The following is a 22,263-nucleotide window of genomic DNA, read 5'->3' as shown; positions in this document are numbered from 1 at the left end:
CCCGGAGGAGGCCAGCTGTGCGTAGTCCCCGGAGGAGGCCAGCTGTGCGTAGCCCCCGGAGGAGGCCAGCCGTGCGTAGTGCCCGGAGGAGGCCAGCTGTGCGGAGTCCCCGGAGGAGGCCAGCCGTGCGTAGTGCCCGGAGGAGGCTTCTCCGTCTGCCTTTACATTATTCATCATCCATGAGACGGCGGCTTTGATGAACTCAGGCAGCTTCAATTCGGCTTTGATGGTGATCTCGCCAGAAGCGAATTTTGTGTCGTTTGCTTCGGCGCGGCAAATCTTGCCGCTGGCCTCAACGACTGCGTATCGCGCAAGAGACCCGTCGTCGGCCAGGACTGGGTAGTAGGACCAGATATCGAGCGGGTTGTCGCAGCTATGGAACCCACCCGCAGCGCAGCGAACGATATTGGCGCTGTCGGATTTGTAGGTCTTGCCGATTTCATATTGGAAACTACGGCAAGCGAGGTTCTTATCAAACCCCTTGAACGCAGTGATGACTTCAGGCGTGGGTTTTGGCGCGGGCTTTTTGGCCATCACGTCGGCTCCTTATTCAGCGGCGACGGGGAATGTTGAGGGAGATGGGCTGTGGTCGTTGATGAAGACGCGCTTGCGTCGGGACATGCGGGCCTTGGCCCGTTTCATGGCTTCCTCAAGCGAGATAGGAGAGAGTGAAGGGCGAATGCCTCGATTGACGAGGATCTCGGTTGCGTCGCTCATCGACATCTCAGGCCAGCCGTTGTCAGCCAGTTCCCCGATGATTTTGCTTTCGCTGTAGGGAGTCATGCCGTCGCTCCCATGTCCTCGAGAATGATCTCGACCATCGCGAGAGCTGCTGAGATGTGACCGGAGAGAGCCGAAGCGTTCTCGTATGGCTCGTCTGAGGAGGTGTCGCGAATGGCGCTGGCTCTGATCAGATCGGCCAAAGCATCCGTCGCCGAGAGTTTTGCTTTCAGAGCGGCGAGACGGATCATCTGCTGATCGTTGGATGGCTGGAGCATCACCGGGCCCCCATCGCGATACGGTCGACGAGTTGAGCGGCGCTCAGGCGGTGCTCATCGTTCCAATCGGGGATGGCAATGCCGTCTTCTGCGAGAGCGAGGACAACGGCCTCGTCTATGTCGGCTCTGAGGCCGGAAACGACAGCGTTCCAGATTTCGCGGTTATAGCGGTTGTCGAGGTAGATAGCGCGCTCGTCTTCAGCGCTATCCTTGACCACAAGCTGGATCTCGCGAGCCGTCCATTCTCCATCGTCATCGTAGGAGACTTCGACCTTGCCTGTGGCGAGAAGTGCGGTGGCATCGCTCAGTGATAGGAGCGGGGCGTCTTCGAACTTGTGTGTGAGGGTCTGCGGCATCGGGGCTCATCCTCGTTGGATGAACCGACAGTCACATATTATGACCGACGCGTCAAGCGGTCCGGATATAAAAAATAGCTATTTCTAGAATGCGAGGTACGAGCCCTTCAGCACGCCAAGGATCTTTAGGGATATAACGCCGTTGGTCAGCTCGGTAGCGCCCGAGTGGACCGGGAATGGTGGATGGTCGCAGCGGGTATGAAGGGAGATGCCGTCAGCGGCGCGAGAGGCGCGCAAGTAAACGATGCTGGTTGAGGCGCCGCCGTCATACTCAAGCATCACCATGTCGCCATCCCGGATCTCGGTTTCCTGGCTCCATAGAATAAGGGTTTCAGAGCTATCGAAGCGGCAGATAGTTCCGCCCTGCCCGCAACAGGGAGGTGGTTTTGCCAGTTGGAAAGCGCCCCTTACTTTGCCCATCGTAGCCCCCGCCCTACCCATAAAGGGGTATGCTCACCGATCGGCTGTTCCCGCGCAATCGTAGAAATCTAACGGGCGATTCAATTGTTCTGTATATCGGGTCTGGGTGTTTAGTTTTTGTTCAGTAACTTTGGCTGAATGGTCGGAATCTGCCTATAACGAGCGCAACGAGGGTAACAGTCTTGCTATCATCATCTATAGCCCACGGTTGCGTTTCGTTCTCTGGGGTACGTGGGATTATAATCGGGTGGAAGAATGACGGTTGGCTTGATCTCGGCCATAATTCGTAAGCTTCATTTCCTACAATCAATTCTTTGCAGGTCCGCTCAATTTCACCGCCTCGGCTGGTTTCAACCACAACGATATCATAGCTCTGCGGTGCGGTTCTGGCTGCTATGTATGGAACGCATATTATGAAGTCCCCGTCGTCTATGCGTTTCTGGTCCATCGATGGCCCGACGACGCGATAGGCTGTCTGAGGCAGGTCAGCAAAACGACCGGGCACGAAGGGTACGGGCTCGTACTTGGCCTCGTCGTGGAAATCGACCGACAGCCAGCGGCCAGCCGCAACCTCTCCGACAACATCGGCATGAGGCACCGATGCCTGTTCCGGTGCTGCTTCCGTCTCGGCGTCCTCCGGGGTCTCGTCGCCCGTCATTAGCCAAGATGCCGAGACCTTGAACGCTTTGGCATAGATCCTGGCGTCAGGCGTGTCGAAGCCGTTTGTCCCGGCTTCGTGGGCCTTATAGGTCGAGATATTCACTCGCATGGTACGAGCGGCAGCGGGCATGCTTTTAAAGCCCGCTTTGAGGCGTGCCTCTTTCAGGCGAGCGGCCCTCTGTTCCCGCTCTTCTTTCTTGCTCCGTGCCATATCCTCGCTTAGCGAGGTTGGTGGATATATTTCATCACTCATTGCTTGACTTATGTCGGTCATGATTTATAGCTATAGCTATGACTCAGTATAGCATCATTGATCGGTGGCCGTCTTTGTCGGATTTCGTTGCGGATCTCGGCATCACGTATTCCGCTGGGAAGGGGATGGCTCACCGTGAGCGACAGGGGTTTGTCATCCCAAGTCCATACTGGAACCGTGCGGTAACGGCTGCTCGGTCCCGAAAGATTACAGGGGTCACACTGAAAAGCCTCGCGGATATGGCCGAGGCCCGAGTGGCCCCACGAGGCGCGCGGGCATGATGGCCGCGCTCACATTATCCAGTTTCTGGGGCCAATCACTGCCCCCTCATAGCTTGCCGCATCGTGCAGCAAGAGCGCCGACCCCTGCCATAGGGTCGCGCCCCACCCTGAAAATAGAGGCCCGTTTTCGGAGTTCTTTGACGAGCTTTTCCGGTTGCGCTCGTGGGGCAAGCAACCGGCTTCCAGTTTTGGGGCATTCACTGCCCTTTCCGAGCTTGCCGGATAGTCCGGTAAGAGGGCCGGGGTTCTCCCGGCTCGTTCAGTGTGGCCTTGAAGCGCGTTTCGACCGGCTTCCTGCCCGCACTCTGTTTGACGCCTCCCTTGACTTGGCCGGGGGCACGAGTCCCGCGCTCCCGGCTCTTTTTCTGAGTTCCCTTCAGGCCATCGATGTACTCGCCAAAGTCGAATCGATGGCCGTTGATGATCATTCGAAGCCCTTCGCTGCGGTGAGTTCAACTCACCACAAGAGGCGTCCGTTATGTTGGACAGTTCATCCAGCGCGAGAGGTCGTGTCGTGACCCTCGTTGTCGACGAAATGCGCGATGCGATTATTGAGCTAGCAGGCAATCGACGGGGCGATGAAACCCGCGACCGTTGGCTAGAGCGCGCTGCCCGTGCAGCGGGGATCTCTTTCCGCACCGCCAAAGCCTTTTTCAACCGGGAAGCCAAGAACCCAGGCATTGAAGCCGTGGAAAAAGTTCGGGTTGCCCTTCGACAGAACACTCCTGCAGACCTGGGGCAGATCCGTGACAAACTCCAATACCTTCAAGCTGAGCAGAATAGGATTGCGGAGCAGGTGCAAGCGCTGGCTAGAGCGCTGGAGCGAGCGGCAAGCCGTTCGCAAGCTGCCCCTCTCTAGGCGGTTCCGCGCGGACCGAGAACGCAAAGCCAATCATATTTTGGAACAAGTTGCCCGGCTCCAAGAGCAGGAGCGCGCTCTATTGGCAAAGGCATTTGCCCTTGCGCCTTGGCTCTCCGGCGAAGAGGGGGAAGAGTAATGGCCGGCTTCACCACGCTTGCTCGTCCGCGCCCGGTTTTCAACCAGCGGCCCGCCATGCCAGTTGTCCCCTTTGAGCGGGTAGGGCGGGCCGCGCCAGTTATCCCGGTCGCCCTGCCGCCGCCAGTAGTCGAGGTGAGACAGCCAACTGTCGCTGAGCTTCTGGATAATTTCAGGCTCGTCTGCTCGTCCGAAGCGGCCCCACGGCTGACGATGCATCTCATCTTGGAGCACGTGGCCGCTGGGTTCCAGGTCACGACGCAGGATCTTAAGAACGAGCGGCGAACCATGCGCGTGGTCCAACCTCGGCAAGCGTTCATGTATCTCGCGAGGGATCTGACGGGGAAATCATACCCGTCCATTGGCCGCGTTATAGGCGGCAAGGACCACACGACCATTATCAAGGGTGCGACCCGCTGCGAGTCCCGCATGGCGGCAGATCCTGATTACCGGCTTGCCGTCCTGACCATCAAGAAACGGCTGGAGGTGCTGGCATGAAAAACGCCACCATCCTCGCCCTTGGTCGCCTCAAGACAGGCGAAATGAACAAGACTGAGAAGGCTTATGCCGACTTCCTTTCCCTGCGCCAAAGGGCCGGGGAGGTAGCTTGGTACAAGTTCGAAGGCGTGAAGCTCCGTCTTGCCGACAGCACGTTCTACAGCCCTGACTTCGCCGTCATGCTCAACGACGGCACCATGGAAATGCACGAGGTCAAAGGCTTCTGGCAGGATGACGCTCGCGTGAAGATCAAGGTTGCGTCAGAGCTTTACCCGTTCCGGTTCATCGCCCTGAAGGCCCGCGCCAAGAAAGACGGCGGCGGGTGGGCTGAGGAGGCGTTCTGATGACTCGTTGGTTCCGCCATTACACAGGACTGGCGACAGATCCGAAGTTCGGCGGCATTGCGCGTCGGGCTAAGGCGACGCGGGAGCGTGTTGTCTTCGTGTGGTGCTACATCCTCGAAAGCGCCTCCGAAACACAGGACGGCGGGGCCTTCGATAATGACGCGGATGCTATCGCGGACGTTCTGGGCTGCGAGACTGAAAGCGTGGCCGGCATTCTGGCGGAAATGGCCCGGATGGGGATGATTGAAGATGGCCGCGTGTGCCGGTGGTCTGATCGCCAATATGAAAGCGACACGTCAACGGAGCGTTCCCGCAAGTCACGGCAACGGAAACGCAACGGCGACGCAACGTTGCATGACCGTTGCGCAACGCCCCCAGATACAGAGACAGATACAGATATTACCTTAGCTGACGCTAAGGATTGCGCGGACGAGGCGGGCGGTGATTTGATCATCGTAGCAGAAGCTCATTCCAATTGGCCGAAGGACGCCTTTGCGCAGTTCTACGGGCTGTACCCTCGGAAGGTTGGAAAGCCCGATGCCGAGAAGGCGCTGGGCAAGGTCCGCAAATCCGGCAGGGTCCCCTTCGCCAAGATCCTGTCAGGGCTCCGGGCCTACCTCGAAACAAACCCAGACCCCCAGTTCATCCCACACCCAGCCACTTGGTTGAACAAGGGCCGCTGGGAAGACGAGCACCCAACAACCGCAACGATTCAGCCACGAGGTGGACCACATGAACAACCTCACCGTAAGTCAGAATTCGCGAGCGCCTTCGACCGTATCGACGAAAGGTTTGAACGGCTTGCTTCCTGGGGAGGCGATAGCCAGAGTTTTCCAGACGGCTCACACCGGGGTTCCGGACACGACGGCATGTGACATCGTGCTCGCGATGGATGAGGCGATGGATTGCGGCCGCGCTGACCCGATCGCCGCGAAAGAGGCTGCAAAGGCCATCGTCGGCAGCTACCGCGCTCGAGACTTCGTTGACCCGGATACCTACCTCATCGGGCTCATTGCGAACCTTGCGCAGTTCCCGGTGGTCGTCATCAAGCTTGCCGCTGACCCGGTCCACGGCATCCCCCGGAAATACAAGTTCGTCCCATCCGTTGCCGAGGTCGCTGACGAACTGGCGGCCCTGTCCGCCCGGATTCGCCTAGCGGCGACAGGGGCGCGACGGGCTATTCCCGCGCAATCGAAGAACCACTGAGGACAACATGACCGACGCATTCCAAACTGAATCCGTATCCGCCGACCAGCTAAAGGCTTTCATCGAGCGCATCGAGCGTCTCGAGGAAGAAAAGGCGGGCCTCTCTGAAGACATCAAAGGGGTCTACCAGGAGGCCAAGGGCAACGGCTTTGATGGAGCCACGATCCGCAAGATCATCGCCCTTCGAAAGCAGGATTACGCAGAGCGCCAAGAGGCTGAAGCCATTCTTGAGCTCTACATGCAAGCCCTTGGTATGGCTGGCTGACCATCATCTTTAGACAGAGGAGGGAAGATACCCACATGCAAAGCGACCTGAATTTCTACGTTGTTTGGAATCCGAACGGAGGGCCTCCGACCTATCGCCATCCATCATACGAGGATGCAGAGCGCGAGGCTGCCCGTCTTGCGGAGAAGTGCAAGGGGCATGAGTTCTTTGTTCTTCACGCGGTGGCGGCGGCGAAACTCCGTGCGCCAGTTGAAATCCGGCGCCTGGACCCAGATCGAGATATCCCATTCTAGGAGCCCCACCCATGACAGAAGGAATGAGCCCGGAGGCAAGGGCGGAGGCCATCACTGGCGTGGGAGACGACGGCGGTCCGTGCGCTGCTGGGTCTCCAATGGCCAAAACCAGGGCTATCTCCAAAGCCATCCGCCAAGCCGAGAACGATGCTCTGGAGAGGGCGGCGGATAAGCTTTGGCCTGAAGGCCAGGAGATCACCCACCCTACGCAGCTAGTCGCCAAGGCGTTCGCGGATGAGGTCCGCTCCCTCAAGCACAGGGACGACCAATGAACGAGATGATCGAGAAGATGGCCGGGGCTATGGCGAAGCGCCGTGAGGAGCTAATCGCCCAGCCCTTGGCGCGGATCTATCCTGAGCTTGCCATCGCCGCCCTCCGCGTTCTCCGAGAGCCTACGGGCGAGATGGTAGCGGGAATGCGCAAGTGGGGCTTGGAAGAAAACTTCGGGGAGGTCGAGGCCAACTTCGAGGAGGCCTTCAAAGCCGCCATTGACTCCATCCTTCCCAAAGAGAGCGAAAGCAAATGAGTGAGGCTGTTCTATCACAAGTCGTCGCGGCGTTGCGCGATACCGCAGACAAGACGCTGAAGGTCGAGGAGCGCAAGCGCACTGGCTACAACCACGTCCCTGGCGGGTTTGGCGAGCAGATTTCCGTTGTTGAGACCTATCCGCGCGAATGGGTGGCTGGGCGTCTCCTCGGCATGGCCGACATGATCGAAGCAATCACCAAGGCCTCCACTCCTACCGATCCAACTGAACCCACCAACTCCCAACAGAGCGGTCACTAAAGCCCGCCTATAGACCACCAACTTTTAAAGGGGACCGACCTTTTGCAACGGGGAAGACCTATGTCCTTCGAGCCTTCATCTCTGACCCATCGCGTCCCGCGTACTTTCAAGACAAAGGCCCGCTCCCGGCCATCGCCGCTTGCGCGCCCGGTACTCAATCCGAGCTGGTACGTCATCTTCACCAACCCGAAGTGCGAGGAGCGTGCACAGGGCGGCTTGGAGGCCCTCGGCTATGCCACCTTCCTGCCGATGATGGCGAAGTGGGTGAAGGTGCCTCCGCATCGCGCCAAGGGGGACAAGAACAAGCGTGAGAGGGTGGAGCGTCCGCTCTTCCCTCGCTACCTCTTCGTCGGCTTGGAGCAGGGGCTGGATTCCTTCTACCCAATCCGCCTGACCGATGGCGTTGCGGACATCCTCAACAACAAGGGGGCACCGATCCGCGTGCCAGACGAGATTATGTCCCGCATGCAGGATGCCTACGAGCGTGGCGATCACGACGAGACGGTGAAGGAAGCCCAACGCTTCGCCGCGAAATTCGCATCTGGCCAGACCGTCCGCATGGCAAGCGGTCCATTCGAGGGCTTCACAGCAACGATCCTCAACGCTTCCAAGACGACCATCGCCCTTGAAGCCGAGGTCTATGGCCGGAAGGTGAAAATCGACATCCCCGCGAAAATGGCTATTGCAGAGCTTGACGCCGTGTGCTAGTCATTGACGTAGGATGACCAGCAAAAACGGAGCGCCTCCTGAGGCGTCGGCTGGCCCAGGCAACGCAACCCGTTAGCCGGTATGGATTTTTATGCCCCGGATCAGAGATGGTCGCGGGGCCTTTTCAGTTTGGTGCAGCGGCGTGGAAGGACACGCAGCGGAGGCGCGATTTGCGTGGGGCGTAAAGCGCTTAAAGATGGCTGACCCGCGCCGTATGAAAGGCGGGCAACGCCGCCCTTAGCCGGTATCAAGCCCGGCCTGCATCAATCCCTTTTGGGGCCGTCATCTCCCACAACCAAAAGCGCTTATCCCCTTGTCGCAAGGTGGTGAGTATGCGCGCCCCAATCCCTTAAGGACGAGCTTTTGCCCCCCCCTGTCGATACGATCAGGCTCGGTGAAGGCGACGAAATCTAAAATAGATAGGTTTAGAAACCATGCCCCGGCCCAAGGGGCTTCCTAAGACTGGCGGTCGCCAGAAGGGCAAGCCCAATATCGTAACCGCTGACATCAAGGCTCTTGCCCGCCAATACGTGCCCTCCGTTGTCACGGAGCTGGCGCGGTTGGCCCAAGAGGCTGAGAGCGAGCAAGCCCGCGTTTCAGCCATCAAGGAGATCCTTGACCGTGCTTACGGGAAGGCGACCCAGCCGATATCCGGCGATGATGACGCGCCGCCTGTCCAGCACAGCATTGCAGTGATCTTCAAGCGGCCCGATGCCGGTTAATGCTGAGTTCCCCGAAAAGCTCCAGTGCTTGTTTGAGCCTGGGCGCTACAAGGTGCTCTACGGCGGGCGCGGCGGTGCGAAGTCATGGGGTGTTGCTCGCGCTCTCCTGATCCTAGGGGCGCAAAGGCCGCTTCGGGTGCTCTGTGCCCGTGAGATTCAGAAGTCGATTGAGGATTCAGTCCACCAGCTTCTTAAGGACCAGATACGGGACCTCGGCCTTGAGGACTTCTATCAGGTTCTCAACACGGAAGTGCGGGGCAAGAACGGCTCGCTGTTCATCTTTGCCGGGTTGAAGCACAACATCGGCAACATCAAGTCAAAAGAGGGCGTTGACATCGTCTGGGTTGAGGAGGCCCGAACGGTTTCAAAGACTTCGTGGGAAACGTTGATACCGACGATCCGCAAGGAAGGGTCGGAAATCTGGATCACGTTCAACCCCGGCCTTGAGGAGGACGAGACCTATCAGCGGTTCGTTCGCACCCCACCAGCCGGGGCCGTCGTCCAGAAGATCAATTGGTCGGATAACCCGTGGTTCCCTGAGGTTCTGAAGGCCGAAAAGGACGACCTGAAAGCCAGAGACGAAGACGCCTATCTCAACGTGTGGGAGGGCTTCTGTAAGCAGACGCTAGATGGCGCTGTGTACGCCTCTGAGATCCGGGCGGCGACGGAGGGCGGGCGCATTACACGCGTTCCGTATGACGCGTCAAAGCCCGTTCATACGATCTGGGACTTGGGTTGGGCTGACAATACGTCGATCTGGTTCGCTCAGGCCGTAGGCTTTGAATTCAGGCTGATTGACTACCTTCAGGACTGCCAGAAGCCGCTCTCTCATTATCTCCAGAAGCTCCAAGAGCGGGGTTACGTCTACGGCACCGATTGGCTGCCGCATGACGCGCAGGCGAAGCAGATGGGCTCCGGTCGCAGCGTCGAAGAGCTGATGCGTGCGGCTGGGCGGACGGTCCGCATCGTGCCACGCCTTTCACTGGCTGACGGCATCAACGCTGCCCGCACAGTGTTCGGCAAGTGCTGGTTTGACGACGAGAAGACGGCGGACGGCCTCCAGTGCCTTCGCCACTACCGCTACGAACTGGACGAAGACAAGAAGACGTTCAAGCGGACGCCTCTCCACGATTGGGCGTCTCATGGCTCTGACGCATTCAGGTATTTCGCCGTTGCGATGGAAGAGCCCCGCGCTGAACGGGAACGCAAGCTGAAGACTCGCCGCGCTGGCGGCTGGATGGGTGCTTAATTCGATGGCAACTGACGAGAACAAGGCACGGAAGGGCAAAGACGCCCAAGATGATGCCGACTTCCTGACGGAAGCTCATCAACGCTATGAATCTGCATGGCAGCGCGAGCGCGATAATATCCGCGAGGCTTACTACGATCTTGAGTTTCTGGTTGGCCTGAACCAATGGGACCAGCCGGCTAAGGCTGCGCGCGATGCTGAAGGACGCCCCTGCCTGACGATCAACGCGCTCCCGACCTACGTTCGTCAGATCACGGGCGATATCCGGCAGATGCGCCCTGCGATCAAGTGTGTCCCCGTCGATGACCATGGCGACCCCAAGACGGCTGATGCCATGGCTGGGGTCATTCGGTACATCGAGAACCGTTCAAAGGCGCAGACGGCGGTTTATGCCAAGACGGCGGATAGTCAGGTTTCCTGTGGCGTTGGCCATTGGCGGGTGCGAGCTGAGTATTCCTCTCCCTCTACCTTCAACCAGGATCTGAAGCTTGAAACGATTGAGGATGGCGTGTCCGTCCTCTGGGACCCGGATGCAACTGAGCTTTCGCGCGCCGACGCCAAATTCTGCTTTGTGCCCGTGGACATGAGCCGGGCGGGGTTTAAGGCCAAATTCCCCGGCAAAACGCCTGAGAGCTATGGTTCAGAAACCTACGCTAGCCAAATGACCGACTGGCTGACCGATGACCATGTCAGGGTTGCGGAATATTGGTACAAGAAGCCCGCCAAGCATAAGCTCGTGTTGCTCAAGGATGGCTCGGTCTTTGACCTGAGCGACAGCAACCCGAAGCGCGCGGAGGAAGCGGCTCTAATCGTCGAACAGGCCCGCGCGGCTGGTATGATCGAACGCGAAGATGAGAGGGACGTTGACGAGGTGTGGCGTTGCGTCATCTCGTGTTCCGAAGTCCTTGAAGGCCCTGAGAAGCATCCGGGCCGATACATCCCCATCGTCCCCGTTTGGGGCAATCAGATCACGATTGGCCGCAAGGTCGTTCGCTTCGGCGCGATCCGTTACGCTCGTGACCCGCAGCGGATGTACAATTACAGCCGGTCGGCTCAAACCGAAGTCGTGGCGCTTCAGCCTAAGGCTCCGTTCATTGGGACGGAAAAGAACTTCGAGGAGCATCAGGACATTTGGGGGACGGCGAACACCGTCAACCATCCGTATCTGCCATATACGCCCGACCCAGCTAACGGGAACCAAGCGCCCCAGCGTGTCCAGCCGGCAGTTTCGTCCACTGGTCTGAGCCAAGAGATTCAGCTCGCGCACGACGACATCCAGCGGACGATCGGCATTTTCAACTCGGGCTTGGGCGCGCCATCGACCGAGCACAGCGGCAAGGCCATCCTCGCGAAGCAGCGAGAGGGCGATATTGGGTCGTTCGTCTACGTGGACAACTTTAGCTTCGCGATCCAGCACACAGGGACGATCCTCGTTGATCTAATCCCGCACATTTACGACACGGCGCGCACTCTCCGTATCACTGGAGAGGACGGGAAGACAGAGGAACTGAAGGTCAACCAGCCTCAAGGCGTGGCGTTCGACGGCCAGGCTGAAATGGTCATGAATGACCTGACGGTCGGCGCTTACGATGTGGTCATGTCCATGGGGCCGAGCTACACCACGCGGCGCGAAGAAGCTCGAGACGGTATGCGTGAGCTCCTCCAGACCAACCCGCAAGCCCTGCCTGCCATTGGCGATCTATACGTCAAGGCGCAAGATTGGCCGATGGCTGATGAGATGGCCGAGCGATTCAGGCTTCTTGCCCCTCCGCAGATCCAAGCCGTCATTCAGGCGGAGTCTGACAAGCCTATCCCGCAGCCGCCCCCCGACCCGATGCAAGAAATGGCCGCGCAGATTGAGCTTAAAACCAAGGATGCCGAGCGGGAATTGACGGAACAGAAAGCCCGCGAAACTAAAGCGAAAGCGGACAAGGCCGAGGCTGAAGCTCTTGCCATTATGGCACCGCTCCAGATCGACCCCGCCGCCGTCGAACAACGGTTCGCGCTTCTTGAACATCTCCTTGGCCAGATCGGGCAGGCGATTTCAGCGCCCCCGATGCCGCCAGAGCCACCAGAAATGCCCCCGGGAGGCCCAATGCCTCCAGAGATGGAGCAATACCCCATTCAGCCACAAGAGCCGCCTCCGGGCGGCTTTTTTAATGGCTCAACCGATCCCGGCGCACCACTGCCGGTCTGACCTTCACGCGAGCAGGCGCAAGAGGTGCCAGCCGCGATGATGAGCAAGCCGTCCCTTCAACCGGGCGGCTTTTTCTTTGGAACCACTTCACATGGATGACAACCTTTCCAATGAGCAGGCGTCGAACGAGGCGCTAGTCACTGAGGAACAACAGTCTGAGGTCACTTCTACGGAGGAAACTCCGAAGGACGAAGCCGATACAGGGACTGAGAGCGACGGCACCGCTGATGATAGCGAAGCCGACCACTCTGAAGACGATCAAGACGAAGACGAGCAGCCAAAGCGCAAGCGCCCATCCGGCGTTGAGCGCCTGAAGCGCCGAAACGAAGCTCTTGAAGCCGAACTAGCTCAGATCCGCAGTCGCCCACCGGTAGACAGTGGCAATCTGGACGCGGCTATCAAGGCTGAAATCGGGGAGCCGCCCAAGGAAGCGGATTACGCCGACTATCTCGCTTTTGAACAAGCGCGCACGGCGTATGAAACCGCGAAACTCGTCATCAAGCCACAAATCAAACGCGCCCTGGAAGGTCAGGCGGCCCAATCGGCTGCTAGGCAGGCAGAAGCGTTTGAAGACTACAGCGAGCGGTTGGAGAGTGCTGAAAAGGCCATCCCTGGCCTGAAAGCCACCATCACGAAAGCCAACATCCAGATTTCTGGAACGCTGACGCAATTGATCGTCGAAAGCGAGAAGGGTCCGCTTCTCGCGCACCATCTGGCGAAGAACCCCGCCAAGGCCGCCGAACTCAACCGATTGCCGCCTCTCAAGGCCGCAATGGAAGTGGCGCGCCTGGAACACCGCCTGTCCCTGCCGAAACCCAACACAGCAACCAAGGCCCCTGCTCCGACCGCTCCAGTCAAGGGCGGTGCTGGTGTGATGTCGCCGTCTCAGGAAATCGACGCGTACATCTCCAAGACCTACCGGCGCTAGGACCATCTCCCCTCGAAAGGAATAGCCTGAGATGGCTAACACTGTCCTTACGTCCAGCATCATCGCGGAAACCTCTGTGAAGATCCTGGAAAACGAACTCGTGATGGCGAACCTCGTCTATCGTGGGTACGAAAACGAGTTCGATAACCGCGTCAACGGCTACAAGCCGGGTGCTTCGGTGTCGATCCGCAAGCCGACCCAGTTCACCGTCCGCGATGGCGCTGTTTCCTCGTCTCAGGACGTTGTGGAAGGCACGACCTCCATCACGGTCAACAAGCAGAAGGGCGTGGACTTCGAATTCACCTCGTCTGACCTGACTCTGAAGATCGGTGAGCTTGCCGATCGCGTGATCAAGCCTGCCATGGTGCAGCTTGCCAATCAGGTCGATCAGGACCTCATGGCGCTCTACAAGGATATCCCGAACTGGGTCGGCACCCCCGGCCAAGTCGTGAACTCCTTCGCAGATTTCGCCAAGGCTCCGGAGCGTCTGGATCTGGGTGCCGTCCCGTCCGATATGCGTTCTGCCGTCCTGTCGCCCACGGACCAGTGGGGCATGCTCGGCTCGCAGACTGCGCTTTACATGCAGGATGCGGCCAAGGACGCCTATCGCAAGGCAAAGCTGGGCGTCATCGGTGGCGTGGATACCTATTCCACCCAGAACGTTCCGACCCACACGGTTGGCCCGCTGGGCGGCTCCCCGCTCGTTAACGGCGCGAACCAGGCCACGACCTACGCCGCGACCAAGGACACCGGCACTCAGTCGCTTATCACTGACGGCTGGACCGCCGCGGCTGCGGCTCGCGTCAAGGCTGGCGACGTGTTCACGATTGCCAACGTCTACGACGTGAACCCGATCACGAAGGCCGTTCTTCCCCACCTGAAGCAGTTCACGGTGGTGGCTGATGCCTCGTCTGACGGCTCGGGCAATGCGACCCTCACGATTGCCCCGGCGATCATCGCCTCGGGCGCGTTCCAGAACGTCTCGGCTGGCCCTGCCGACAATGCGGCCATGACCTTCCTTGGCACGGCTGCCACCGGCTACGCTCAGAACCTCGTGTTCCACAAGAATGCGTTTGCTCTCGCGATGGTCCCGCTCGTGGCTCCTCCGGGTGCGGTCGATGTGGCGCGCAAGTCCACCAACGGCCTGAGCGTTCGCGTGATCCCCTTCTATGACGGCGTGAACGACGTGTCCAAGTGGCGTCTCGACATCCTCTATGGCGTCAAGACCATCGACCCGCGCCTCGCGGCCCGCCTGAGCGGCAGCCCCTAATGCGGCTTGAGACTGAGGGGGAGGGCGAAAGCTCTCCCCTTACTCCGACCTGGGGCTATGCCAAGGACGGGGCCGCCGAGATTTTCCACCTCAAAGCTGGCGAAGCATTGCCAGACGGCTGGGCCGATACGCCCGCCAAGTGGGTACCCCATGTCGAAAACCAAGAGCGAATTGATAACGGAGGCGCTTCAGGAGTTGAACGCTCTCGGCGCGGGTCAAGTCGCAAGCGCTGAGGATATCGCCGCCGTCGATGCTCGCGTTCAGCCGCTCTTGGAGGATCTTGCAAGCCGGAATGCCATTTACATCGGGGACGCTGACGACATCCCCGATTCAACGTTCCCTCATCTCGTGGTGCTGTTGGCCGAAGCCTGCGCCAAGAAGTTCGGAAGGCCGAGGGATACAGATGCCATCACGCTTGCGGAGAACCGCCTAAGGACGCTTGCCCGGATCGGCAGCGGGACGCGTAAGACACTGGCGATCGACAGCGCTCTCCGCCCCCGCCGTCGGTTGGGGGGCTCTCAATGGTAGCCGTTCCGTTCCCTCTATCCTCAACGCCAGGCCTTCGCCCCGGTGAGGGAGAGGGCCGTATTGTCAACGGGTACAACGAAAAGGCGGGCGACCGGGTTTACAACCGGCGCTCTGCGGGGCTGTCCGTGTTTGCCAATACGACCAAGAGCGGGCCGCGTGGGCTCATTGACGTGAATGGGACGTTGTACGCGGTCTATTCAGGCGCTGTCGTGAAGGTATCCTCGGCAGGAACGGTTACTACGCTTACGGGCTCTATCCCCGGAACGGATGGCGTCACGCTTGCCCGAAACAACAAGGTCACTGGTGGAGTCTCAACGCCGGATATCGTGGCCGTCCGTGAAGGCGGGGGGGCGTACATACTGACCGAAACCGCTGTCTCCGCCTACCCCGGCACGAACCTGCCAGCCACGGTCAATTCGGTGGACTTCCAAGACGGGTTCTTTGACTTCACCATCCCCGATGGCCGGATCTTCGCCAGTGAGTTGAACAGCACCAATATTAACGCTCTGTCCTTCGCCACAGCGGAAGCAAAGCCGGACGGCCTCAAGCGCGGGTTCGTCCATGCAGGCACTTACTTTGCGATGGGCACCGAAACCATCGAGCCGTGGAAGAATGTCGGGGCTATGCCGTTCCCCCTGGCGAGAATGACCTCGGTTCTTCCTGTCGGCCTACTTACCACGATGGCGGTGGCTGGCTTTGAACTGGGATGGGACCGGGAGCCTCATTTCGTGGCTCATGACGGCACGGTGCGGGCTCTCAGAGGCTTCGATACTCCAAGGGTCTCCACCCCTGACGTAGAAGCCTTTATTGCCCGTTCCACGGTCTCGACGCTTGAAGCTTATGTCTATACCGCCAAGGGCAACGCCTATTGGGTCCTGTCCTCTGATGCGGGGACATGGGAACTGAACGTTAGCTCTGGTCTCTGGAATGAGCGCTTGAGCACGGGTACCAATCGTTGGCGAGCCTCTCATTCCGTGAAGCTCAATGGCGCTTGGATTATGGGCGACACCCTGTCCACGAACCTCCTCAAGGTTGAGGATGGTTTACGGACGGAAGCGGGCGTAGTCGCTCCCTGGACCATCGAAAGCCAGCCCTTGAAGGACTTCCCGGTGCGGGTGGCGGTCCCAGGCATCTATGGCGACTTTACGGAAGCCGATGGGGCTATGGTTGACGTGTCATGGTCGCATGACGGCGGCAAGACGTGGGCAACGCCTCTCAGCCGCTCATTGTCACAGGCTGACAAATATCCCGTATCTGTAAACCGTGCCGGGCTGTCGACCCATCACGGCTTGCGGGTGCGGTTCTCGTCATCTTCGACGCAAGATTTCTCGTTCATGGGTGCATCTGTGCCGGATCTTCAGCAGAGGCGGCCCTGATGGCATCGAACGACATCACGCCGCTTCTGGATTCCCAGCCGCCGAACCTTCCCTTTAACGTGTCTCGGGTGACAGCGGACGGCAGGCCCACGCAATACCTTCTCGACTGGGAGAATTTCACCAGCGATTGGTTCCGGTCGAACATCGTCAAGACAGACCAGCGCATTGATACGGTGAAGGCGGTTGCGGATGGCGCGTCCGCAGCGGTGACAACGGAAACCAATGCCCGCGTTGCGGCTGATGCAGCGCTTGCAGAGCAGATCACGACGGTTTCGGCCTCTGTGGGCAAGGCGACGGCCAGCGGACAGATTTACTTCGGGGCCATGGCAGGCCCAGCCGGATCCGTTGCGGCCTATGGTGTGTTCCTGACGGCGGGCGACACCTATGCCGGGATGCAGATCATTGCCGAGAGCGGTGGCGGTGCCTCTATCGGGTTCGCGGCGAACGATTTTCGCCTGACGGACAGCGGGACGGCTCAGAACGTCTTCAACTACACGGCGGGGGTTTTTACCTTCAATGTGCCAGTCAGGGTCGGGACGCTCGACATAGCAACGCAGGCTGTCACAGCCCCATCGGTCGTGTCGTCTGGATCGGTGACAGCCCTCAACAGCACTGCTGGGGGGTGGTTCACGCTCATATCGGCATCCGCCACAGGCATCAGCGGGTACGCCGCGATCATCAGCGCAGACTGTCAATACAGACTCGCCAGCGGCACAGGGACGATCACGGGGCGCTACAGGCTGCTGAAGAACGGCAGCACGGTCCTCCGCTCGGGTAACCTGTTTCTGTTCGCTGACTTTTCCCCCATTTTCATAAACAAGCTTGATGCCGACATGGCCGGGTCGAACACGTACGAATTGCAGGTAACGATTGCAACGACGGGCACGGTTACATTCGAGTTCACCGACAAGTCCATCATGATCGATATGCGGAAGCGGTAGCAATGGTTGTTCGGTGGGCCAACTCCGCTCAGACCTATGTGACGGTCGAGGATATGGGGAACGTTCATCAGTTCCCAACAGACGAAACGAGCCCAGATTGGGTCCGCATTAAAGCCATGTGCGAGGCGGGGGCTCTGGCTATCGCGCCGTATGAGCCGCCTGCACCGCCAGACGGCGACTAGCTGACAAAAATTTACACGATCAACAAGGCTCGCTTCGGCGGGCCTTTTTCTTTGGGAGGCTCGCTTGAGTTCACCATTCTCCGGCAAGGCCGGTCGCCTTGCATCCATCTGGCAGGCTCAATACCTCCAAGACCAGCAAGGCCAGATCGATAAGCGTATTCAGGATGGGCAGACGCAATCGCTCGCCTCCCTTGGGAAGGGCTTCGATGCCGCGCGCAGCAGCTACGGCGATGCGATCGATCTTTATAGCCCCTACCGCGAAACGGGCCTGAAGGCGTTCGGCCAATATGCCGATGCAACGGGCGTCAATGGTCAGGACGGCTACGACCGCTCTGTGGGCAATTTCCGCGCCGGTCCAGGCTATGAGTGGCAGAGGGACCAAGGGACGGATGCCGTAGCCCGTAAGCAATCGGCTCTCGGGGCGCTTGGGTCCGGCAACACCATGACGGCTATTGCTGACTATTCCTCGCATCTCGCGGACCAAGAATACGGCAACTATCTGAACCGCCTCAAAGGCGTGAGTGATGTCGGATACAACGCGACCGGCGCACAAGCTGGGCTCACGAAGGGCATTGGCGATCTCTACGCGCAGCAGGGCGCAGGCGAGGCTGGCGTGTATGGCGACAGCACTCGGCTTGGCGTCGGCACTCTCGCTAATACGACAAACGGAATCTCGAATGCCGTGCAAGGTGGGATGATGGCGGGGCAGAACGCAGCTGCGAACCGTTGGAACATGGGGATGAGCCTTGCAAGCCTCGGCGCGAGTGCACTTGGCGGACTGTCCGGGATGCCAACGAATGGCTCAACGCTTGGGTCTCGAATGTTCGGGTTTGGAGGCTAATCCATGTCAGGTGGTTACGGTCCCCCGCTTTTGAATTTCCAGCCCCTCGCGAACCTCGGCAAGACGTTCTTCGATGCGAAGGATCAGGCTCTAGAGCGTAATCTGAAGCAAATGCAGCTTCAATCCGGCGACGAGATTGCGAAGGCAATGGCGAGCGGAATGGGCGGCCCCCCATCGGCAGCGGGTCAACCGACGCAGCCGCTTTCCGCTCTTGGGCAGCCTCAGCCCAAGCAGCCGACATTCGCCGCGATGGACGGCACCAACCCAACGCAACAGCTCGGGGGAGACAGGGAAGCCTTTACCCGTTCAGTGATGCCTTTCGCTCTTGAAGCGTCGAAGCAGACCGGCGTTGACCCCCGCATCATCGTAGCCCAGGCAGCGCTTGAGAGCGCGTGGGGGACAAAGGCACCGGGGAACAACTTCTTCGGTATCAAGTCGCACGGTCAGGGCGGGGGACAGAACCTCGCTACCACCGAGGTTATTAACGGTCAGCCGGTTCAGGTGAACGACAGCTTCCGCACCTATGGCGGCCTTGGCGACAGCGTGAAGGGTTATTCCGACTTCATCAACTCTAACCCCCGCTATGCTTCACTGAAGACAGCGCAAGGGCTCGATAGCCAGATCCAAGCCCTACAGGCATCCGGCTATGCCACAGATCCGAACTATGGGGCCAAGATCGCATCTATTGCGAAGGGGCTACCTGGGGCGGACTTGCCGGCTCCTGGCGCACAGAACGCACAAGGGTTCCTCATCCCCGGTCAAAGCGCAGGGCAGGGCGGTTCCCCCGTCCAGGTGCCCGCCTATGTTCAAAACATGCTCGGCAGCCAGAACCCCTATGTTCGGGCCAAGGGCGTGGAACTCTACCAACAGTACCAGAAGGCGCAGCAGGACTTCGCCGTCAAACTGTGGGAGAAGAATTGGGAGCAAGCGAATAAGGATCGCGAGTTCAGTCTGAAGGGGCAGGAAGTCGGGATTAGCCAGGGCCGTCTTGAGAATGACCGGGAACGCCTCGGGCATGATATGACCAAGCCGCAGGCTGTCGGCAACGCGCTTGTGGGTCCTGACGGCAGCGTAGTTTATCGGGGCCCGAACGTGAAGACGGAAGTCGTCAATGGGCGCATTGTCTACATTGACCAGAACGCGGGGAAGGCCTCGGACATTACCCCGGATGGCATCGACGGCAAGTGGGAAATCAAGACCATCAAGAATGCCGATGGGTCTGAGACACCAGTCTATTTCAATCCAGCCAATAAACAGACCGAGCCGGTTCCTGGCTTTGCCACCGGCCCGTCGAAGGCCGCACTGGCAGAGGCGCAGGCGAAGCAGGCAGCGGATATTGTGGTTCAGGACATCGACAGGATCTTTGAACTCGCCAAACAATCAAGGCTCCCGGTTACGGGCGGCGCCGGGCAGGCGATGTCATATCTCGCTGGAACGAATGCACACGACATCTCCAATCTTGTCACCACGATCAAAGCGAACGCCACCTTCGACAGGCTTCAGCAGATGCGGAAAGCCTCGCCAACAGGAGGTGCTCTCGGCGCGGTCAGCGATAACGAAAACAAACTCCTTGGGTCGGCCATCGGCAGCCTTGAGCAGTCCCAGAGCCATGACCAGTTCATCCGTAACCTAACCCGCGTGAAGAAGATCTATACCGATATCATCCATGGCCCTGGAGCGGGTGGCGAGGGAGGTAGCCTCAAATCCTCGCAAGGCGACGCCCAAGTGGATCAAAGCGGCTGGGTGGCGGCCCCCGGCGGCATTCGGATTAGGGAAAAGCGCTGATGCCTATTTTCGAGGTTGAGCACGGCGCGAAGACCTATGAGGTTGACGCGCCAGACATGGATAAGGCCCTAGCCGGTTTCCAAGCACACATCGGCGGGAATGCCCCCCCCGAGAAGGCCAGCTTTGATGATCGGTTCGGCAACGGGCCGATGGCTAGCGAGAGCCCGATTGCAGCGGGCAAGGCCCCCGAGATGAGCCCGATGCAGGCCGGGTTGCAGCGGTTCGCCGAGGCCAACGACCCACGCTTTGCTGGGCAGCAGCAGGCCCGCAGAACGATGGGCGCACTCGGCGCCGGGCAGGAAGGTATCCTTCAGGGTTTAACGTTCGGGTTCGGTGATGAGTTGATGGCGGGAGCCATGACGCCCATCGAAGCGATCAAGGGCGCGATTACCGGGCAGGATGCGGGCAAGGACATTGGTCAGCGCTTCAGTGATGCCTACACTCGCAAACTTGAACAGGAGCGCGGCAAGCTTGATGTGGCGAGGGAAGAATACCCGATTGCAACGGGCATCGGCAGTGTAGCGGGTGGGTTGACGACAGGCGGCAATCTCGCAAAGGGCGGGGTGACGCTTCTGAACATCGCCAAGCCCACTGTGCCAAAAATGGTTGGTGCGGGTGCGGCGGAAGGAGCGATTTACGGCGGGCTCTACGGCGCTGGCGAAGGCGAAGGGGTTGACGACAGGCTCGCAAAAGCCGGGCGTGGCGCTGCCATTGGCACGCTAGTTGGCGGCGGGCTCGGTGCTATCGGTGCGCGCGGCGCGCAGAAGGCAGCGGAGAAGGCAGTGCCAGATGCTCAAGGGCTAAAGGCCGCCTCCAATGCGCTCTACAAGCAGGCCGAAGATGTCGGGCTCGTGCTCAAGCCGCAGAGTTTCGCCCAAAACGTAGACGACATCGCGGCGACCGTCGCAGAAGCGGGCATAGACCGTTCTATCCATCCGCGCGCTTCGGCGGCATTGGCGCGGCTCGAAGAGGCAAAGGGCCAGCCGATCACTCTGAAGCAGTTCGACGTTCTGCGGCGTGTCCTTGGCGCTGCCGCAAAGAGCAACGAGCCTGATGAGAGGCGCATTGCCTCCATCATGATCGATAAGTTGGATGACTATCTTGCGAACGTCTCGACATCGGAGGTGATCTCCGGCAACCCCAAGATGGCTTCTGGGCTCATCGAGAATGCCCGTAATCTATGGGCGCGCGCTCGCAAGACGGATCTCCTTGACGAGATGAGCCGTCGCGTTGACCTGAACGCTCAGATGTTCTCTGGGTCGGGCAGAGAGAATGCTATCCGCACTGAGTTTCGCAATCTGGCCAAGCGCAGCGACTTCAAGCGGATGTTTAGCCCTGCGGAGCAGGCTGCGGTTGAAAGGGTGGCAAAGGGTGGGCCCGTTGAGAACGGCTTACGCCTCCTCGGGAAGCTCGCCCCGACCGGGGTTGTATCTGGGATTGGCGGGATGGCCATCGGCAACCATGTGGCAGGTCCGGTCGGTGCCGTTGCCGCGCCGGTTATGGGCGGGCTTGCCAGAGCGGGGGCGACGGCTCTCACCGGGCGCAATGTGAAAGCAGCGGAGCTCTTGATCCGCAATGGCGGGGTCATGCCGACCGCTGGAGCGCTTTCAGGGCCTCAGCGGGCAATGATTGATCTGCTCATGAAGGGCAGCTCCCCTCAAGGCACCAGCTTGCCTAATTACGCGCCGATGAGCCTGTCTGAGCTGGGGCGCATGACCCGGTGATGTAGGTGCAGGAAAAGTCGAAAAGCCCCCTTTCGAGCCATCCAGCGGTAAGCTCGAGGGCTATAAGTGCAATAATCACCCCAATGATGGTCTGGGCCAGCATAGGCTTTGCGTTCGGCCCGAAGATTGGTTCGCGGCTCATTTCTTCGGCTCTTTCTTGGGCCGGGCCGGCCTTTAGTGGCTATGTCTCGTCCACCAAAAAAGGAATCCGGCTGTGAGAAGGCCGCCGACCGGCATCACCAGTAGAGTAAGGAACTGGGCAGTCGTCATGGCTTCAAGCCTTTCAACACGTATCGGGCAGCCAAATGTATGGCATTGCTCACCATTATGCAAACCGTACAGGCAATCGCCGTTCCGGTTAAGAGTTTAGGGCCGGGTGAATTCAGGGCTGCGATAACTGGGGCAATGCCACCTACGGCATAAAGAGAAATCCCCATGCCGTTCAAATAGGTAGCTGTTAGCTTTACCCGTTCATTATGGACGAGGCTCATTTT

The 22,263-nt window shown here is 59.4% G+C and carries 26 protein-coding genes; 20 read left to right on the top strand and 6 right to left on the bottom strand.

Annotated features, from left to right (window positions below):
* The 6 genes from I2H38_RS15135 to I2H38_RS15110 all read right to left on the bottom strand — a co-directional run.
* The coding region (locus I2H38_RS15135; protein WP_456085379.1) for a DUF7666 domain-containing protein at positions 1-534 on the bottom strand (534 nt) is incomplete at its 3' end.
* Between the two features lie 12 nt (positions 535-546).
* A complete protein-coding gene (locus I2H38_RS15130) occupies positions 547-783 on the bottom strand; it encodes a hypothetical protein (RefSeq protein ID WP_196272688.1) in 237 nt (78 codons plus the stop codon).
* Complete coding sequence (locus I2H38_RS15125; RefSeq protein ID WP_196272687.1) at positions 780-998, bottom strand: hypothetical protein; 219 nt, start codon at positions 996-998, stop codon at positions 780-782. The genes I2H38_RS15130 and I2H38_RS15125 overlap by 4 nt, the downstream gene beginning before the upstream one ends.
* Entirely contained in the window at positions 998-1,354 is a 357-nt protein-coding gene (locus I2H38_RS15120; RefSeq protein ID WP_196272686.1) for a hypothetical protein, read from the bottom strand. The genes I2H38_RS15125 and I2H38_RS15120 overlap by 1 nt, the downstream gene beginning before the upstream one ends.
* An 84-nt stretch (positions 1,355-1,438) precedes the next feature.
* On the bottom strand, positions 1,439-1,639 hold the full coding sequence (locus tag I2H38_RS15115) for a hypothetical protein (protein ID WP_196272685.1): 201 nt from the start codon (positions 1,637-1,639) through the stop codon (positions 1,439-1,441).
* Between the two features lie 256 nt (positions 1,640-1,895).
* Positions 1,896-2,708 (bottom strand): S24 family peptidase, encoded by an 813-nt coding sequence (locus I2H38_RS15110; RefSeq protein ID WP_196272684.1) that lies wholly within the window; start codon positions 2,706-2,708, stop codon positions 1,896-1,898.
* Positions 2,709-3,482: 774 nt separating this feature from the next.
* On the opposite strand from I2H38_RS15110, the gene I2H38_RS15105 reads away from it, so the two are divergent.
* From I2H38_RS15105 to I2H38_RS15010, 20 genes are all read left to right on the top strand, one after another.
* Positions 3,483-3,827 carry a hypothetical protein gene (locus I2H38_RS15105; protein ID WP_196272683.1) on the top strand — a complete coding sequence of 115 codons (345 nt, stop codon included), beginning with the start codon at positions 3,483-3,485 and terminating at the stop codon, positions 3,825-3,827.
* A gap of 138 nt (positions 3,828-3,965) precedes the next feature.
* Positions 3,966-4,463 carry a helix-turn-helix domain-containing protein gene (locus tag I2H38_RS15100; RefSeq protein ID WP_196272682.1) on the top strand — a complete coding sequence of 166 codons (498 nt, stop codon included), beginning with the start codon at positions 3,966-3,968 and terminating at the stop codon, positions 4,461-4,463.
* Entirely contained in the window at positions 4,460-4,807 is a 348-nt protein-coding gene (locus I2H38_RS15095) for a DUF1064 domain-containing protein (protein WP_196272681.1), read from the top strand. The genes I2H38_RS15100 and I2H38_RS15095 overlap by 4 nt, the downstream gene beginning before the upstream one ends.
* Positions 4,807-5,682 carry a hypothetical protein gene (locus I2H38_RS15090; protein ID WP_196272680.1) on the top strand — a complete coding sequence of 292 codons (876 nt, stop codon included), beginning with the start codon at positions 4,807-4,809 and terminating at the stop codon, positions 5,680-5,682. The genes I2H38_RS15095 and I2H38_RS15090 overlap by 1 nt, the downstream gene beginning before the upstream one ends.
* 25 nt (positions 5,683-5,707) lie before the next feature.
* Positions 5,708-6,013 (top strand): hypothetical protein, encoded by a 306-nt coding sequence (locus I2H38_RS15085; RefSeq protein WP_196272679.1) that lies wholly within the window; start codon positions 5,708-5,710, stop codon positions 6,011-6,013.
* Positions 6,014-6,020: 7 nt separating this feature from the next.
* On the top strand, positions 6,021-6,278 hold the full coding sequence (locus tag I2H38_RS15080) for a DUF2312 domain-containing protein (RefSeq protein WP_196272678.1): 258 nt from the start codon (positions 6,021-6,023) through the stop codon (positions 6,276-6,278).
* A 522-nt stretch (positions 6,279-6,800) separates the two neighbouring features.
* Positions 6,801-7,058: a hypothetical protein gene (locus I2H38_RS15075; protein WP_196272677.1), complete on the top strand. Its 258-nt coding sequence runs from the start codon at positions 6,801-6,803 to the stop codon at positions 7,056-7,058.
* A complete protein-coding gene (locus I2H38_RS15070) occupies positions 7,055-7,318 on the top strand; it encodes a hypothetical protein (protein ID WP_196272676.1) in 264 nt (87 codons plus the stop codon). The genes I2H38_RS15075 and I2H38_RS15070 overlap by 4 nt, the downstream gene beginning before the upstream one ends.
* Before the next feature lie 60 nt (positions 7,319-7,378).
* Positions 7,379-8,026 (top strand): transcription termination/antitermination protein NusG, encoded by a 648-nt coding sequence (nusG, locus tag I2H38_RS15065; RefSeq protein ID WP_196272675.1) that lies wholly within the window; start codon positions 7,379-7,381, stop codon positions 8,024-8,026.
* A 434-nt stretch (positions 8,027-8,460) separates the two neighbouring features.
* Positions 8,461-8,748, top strand: a complete 288-nt coding sequence (locus I2H38_RS15060) for a hypothetical protein (protein ID WP_196272674.1) — start codon at positions 8,461-8,463, stop codon at positions 8,746-8,748.
* Positions 8,738-9,997: a PBSX family phage terminase large subunit gene (locus tag I2H38_RS15055; RefSeq protein ID WP_196272673.1), complete on the top strand. Its 1,260-nt coding sequence runs from the start codon at positions 8,738-8,740 to the stop codon at positions 9,995-9,997. The genes I2H38_RS15060 and I2H38_RS15055 overlap by 11 nt, the downstream gene beginning before the upstream one ends.
* Positions 9,998-10,001: 4 nt before the next feature.
* A complete protein-coding gene (locus tag I2H38_RS15050) occupies positions 10,002-12,194 on the top strand; it encodes a portal protein (RefSeq protein WP_196272672.1) in 2,193 nt (730 codons plus the stop codon).
* A gap of 91 nt (positions 12,195-12,285) precedes the next feature.
* Positions 12,286-13,122 (top strand): hypothetical protein, encoded by an 837-nt coding sequence (locus I2H38_RS15045; protein ID WP_196272671.1) that lies wholly within the window; start codon positions 12,286-12,288, stop codon positions 13,120-13,122.
* A 31-nt stretch (positions 13,123-13,153) separates the two neighbouring features.
* Positions 13,154-14,392 carry a P22 phage major capsid protein family protein gene (locus tag I2H38_RS15040; protein WP_196272670.1) on the top strand — a complete coding sequence of 413 codons (1,239 nt, stop codon included), beginning with the start codon at positions 13,154-13,156 and terminating at the stop codon, positions 14,390-14,392.
* Between the two features lie 150 nt (positions 14,393-14,542).
* On the top strand, positions 14,543-14,920 hold the full coding sequence (locus I2H38_RS15035) for a hypothetical protein (RefSeq protein ID WP_196272669.1): 378 nt from the start codon (positions 14,543-14,545) through the stop codon (positions 14,918-14,920).
* Entirely contained in the window at positions 14,914-16,296 is a 1,383-nt protein-coding gene (locus tag I2H38_RS15030; protein WP_196272668.1) for a hypothetical protein, read from the top strand. The genes I2H38_RS15035 and I2H38_RS15030 overlap by 7 nt, the downstream gene beginning before the upstream one ends.
* Complete coding sequence (locus I2H38_RS15025) at positions 16,296-17,237, top strand: hypothetical protein (protein WP_196272706.1); 942 nt, start codon at positions 16,296-16,298, stop codon at positions 17,235-17,237. The genes I2H38_RS15030 and I2H38_RS15025 overlap by 1 nt, the downstream gene beginning before the upstream one ends.
* Before the next feature lie 246 nt (positions 17,238-17,483).
* Positions 17,484-18,260 carry a hypothetical protein gene (locus tag I2H38_RS15020; protein WP_196272667.1) on the top strand — a complete coding sequence of 259 codons (777 nt, stop codon included), beginning with the start codon at positions 17,484-17,486 and terminating at the stop codon, positions 18,258-18,260.
* Positions 18,261-18,263: 3 nt separating this feature from the next.
* Positions 18,264-20,045: a glycoside hydrolase family 73 protein gene (locus I2H38_RS15015; protein WP_196272666.1), complete on the top strand. Its 1,782-nt coding sequence runs from the start codon at positions 18,264-18,266 to the stop codon at positions 20,043-20,045.
* Positions 20,045-21,769, top strand: a complete 1,725-nt coding sequence (locus I2H38_RS15010) for a hypothetical protein (protein WP_196272665.1) — start codon at positions 20,045-20,047, stop codon at positions 21,767-21,769. Before I2H38_RS15015 ends, I2H38_RS15010 begins: the two co-directional genes overlap by 1 nt.
* The last annotated feature ends 494 nt before the right edge of the window (positions 21,770-22,263 follow it).

The organism is Microvirga alba (genome assembly GCF_015694465.1).
Classification (GTDB): domain Bacteria; phylum Pseudomonadota; class Alphaproteobacteria; order Rhizobiales; family Beijerinckiaceae; genus Microvirga; species Microvirga alba.
This window is presented reverse-complemented; position numbering and strand designations above follow the sequence as displayed.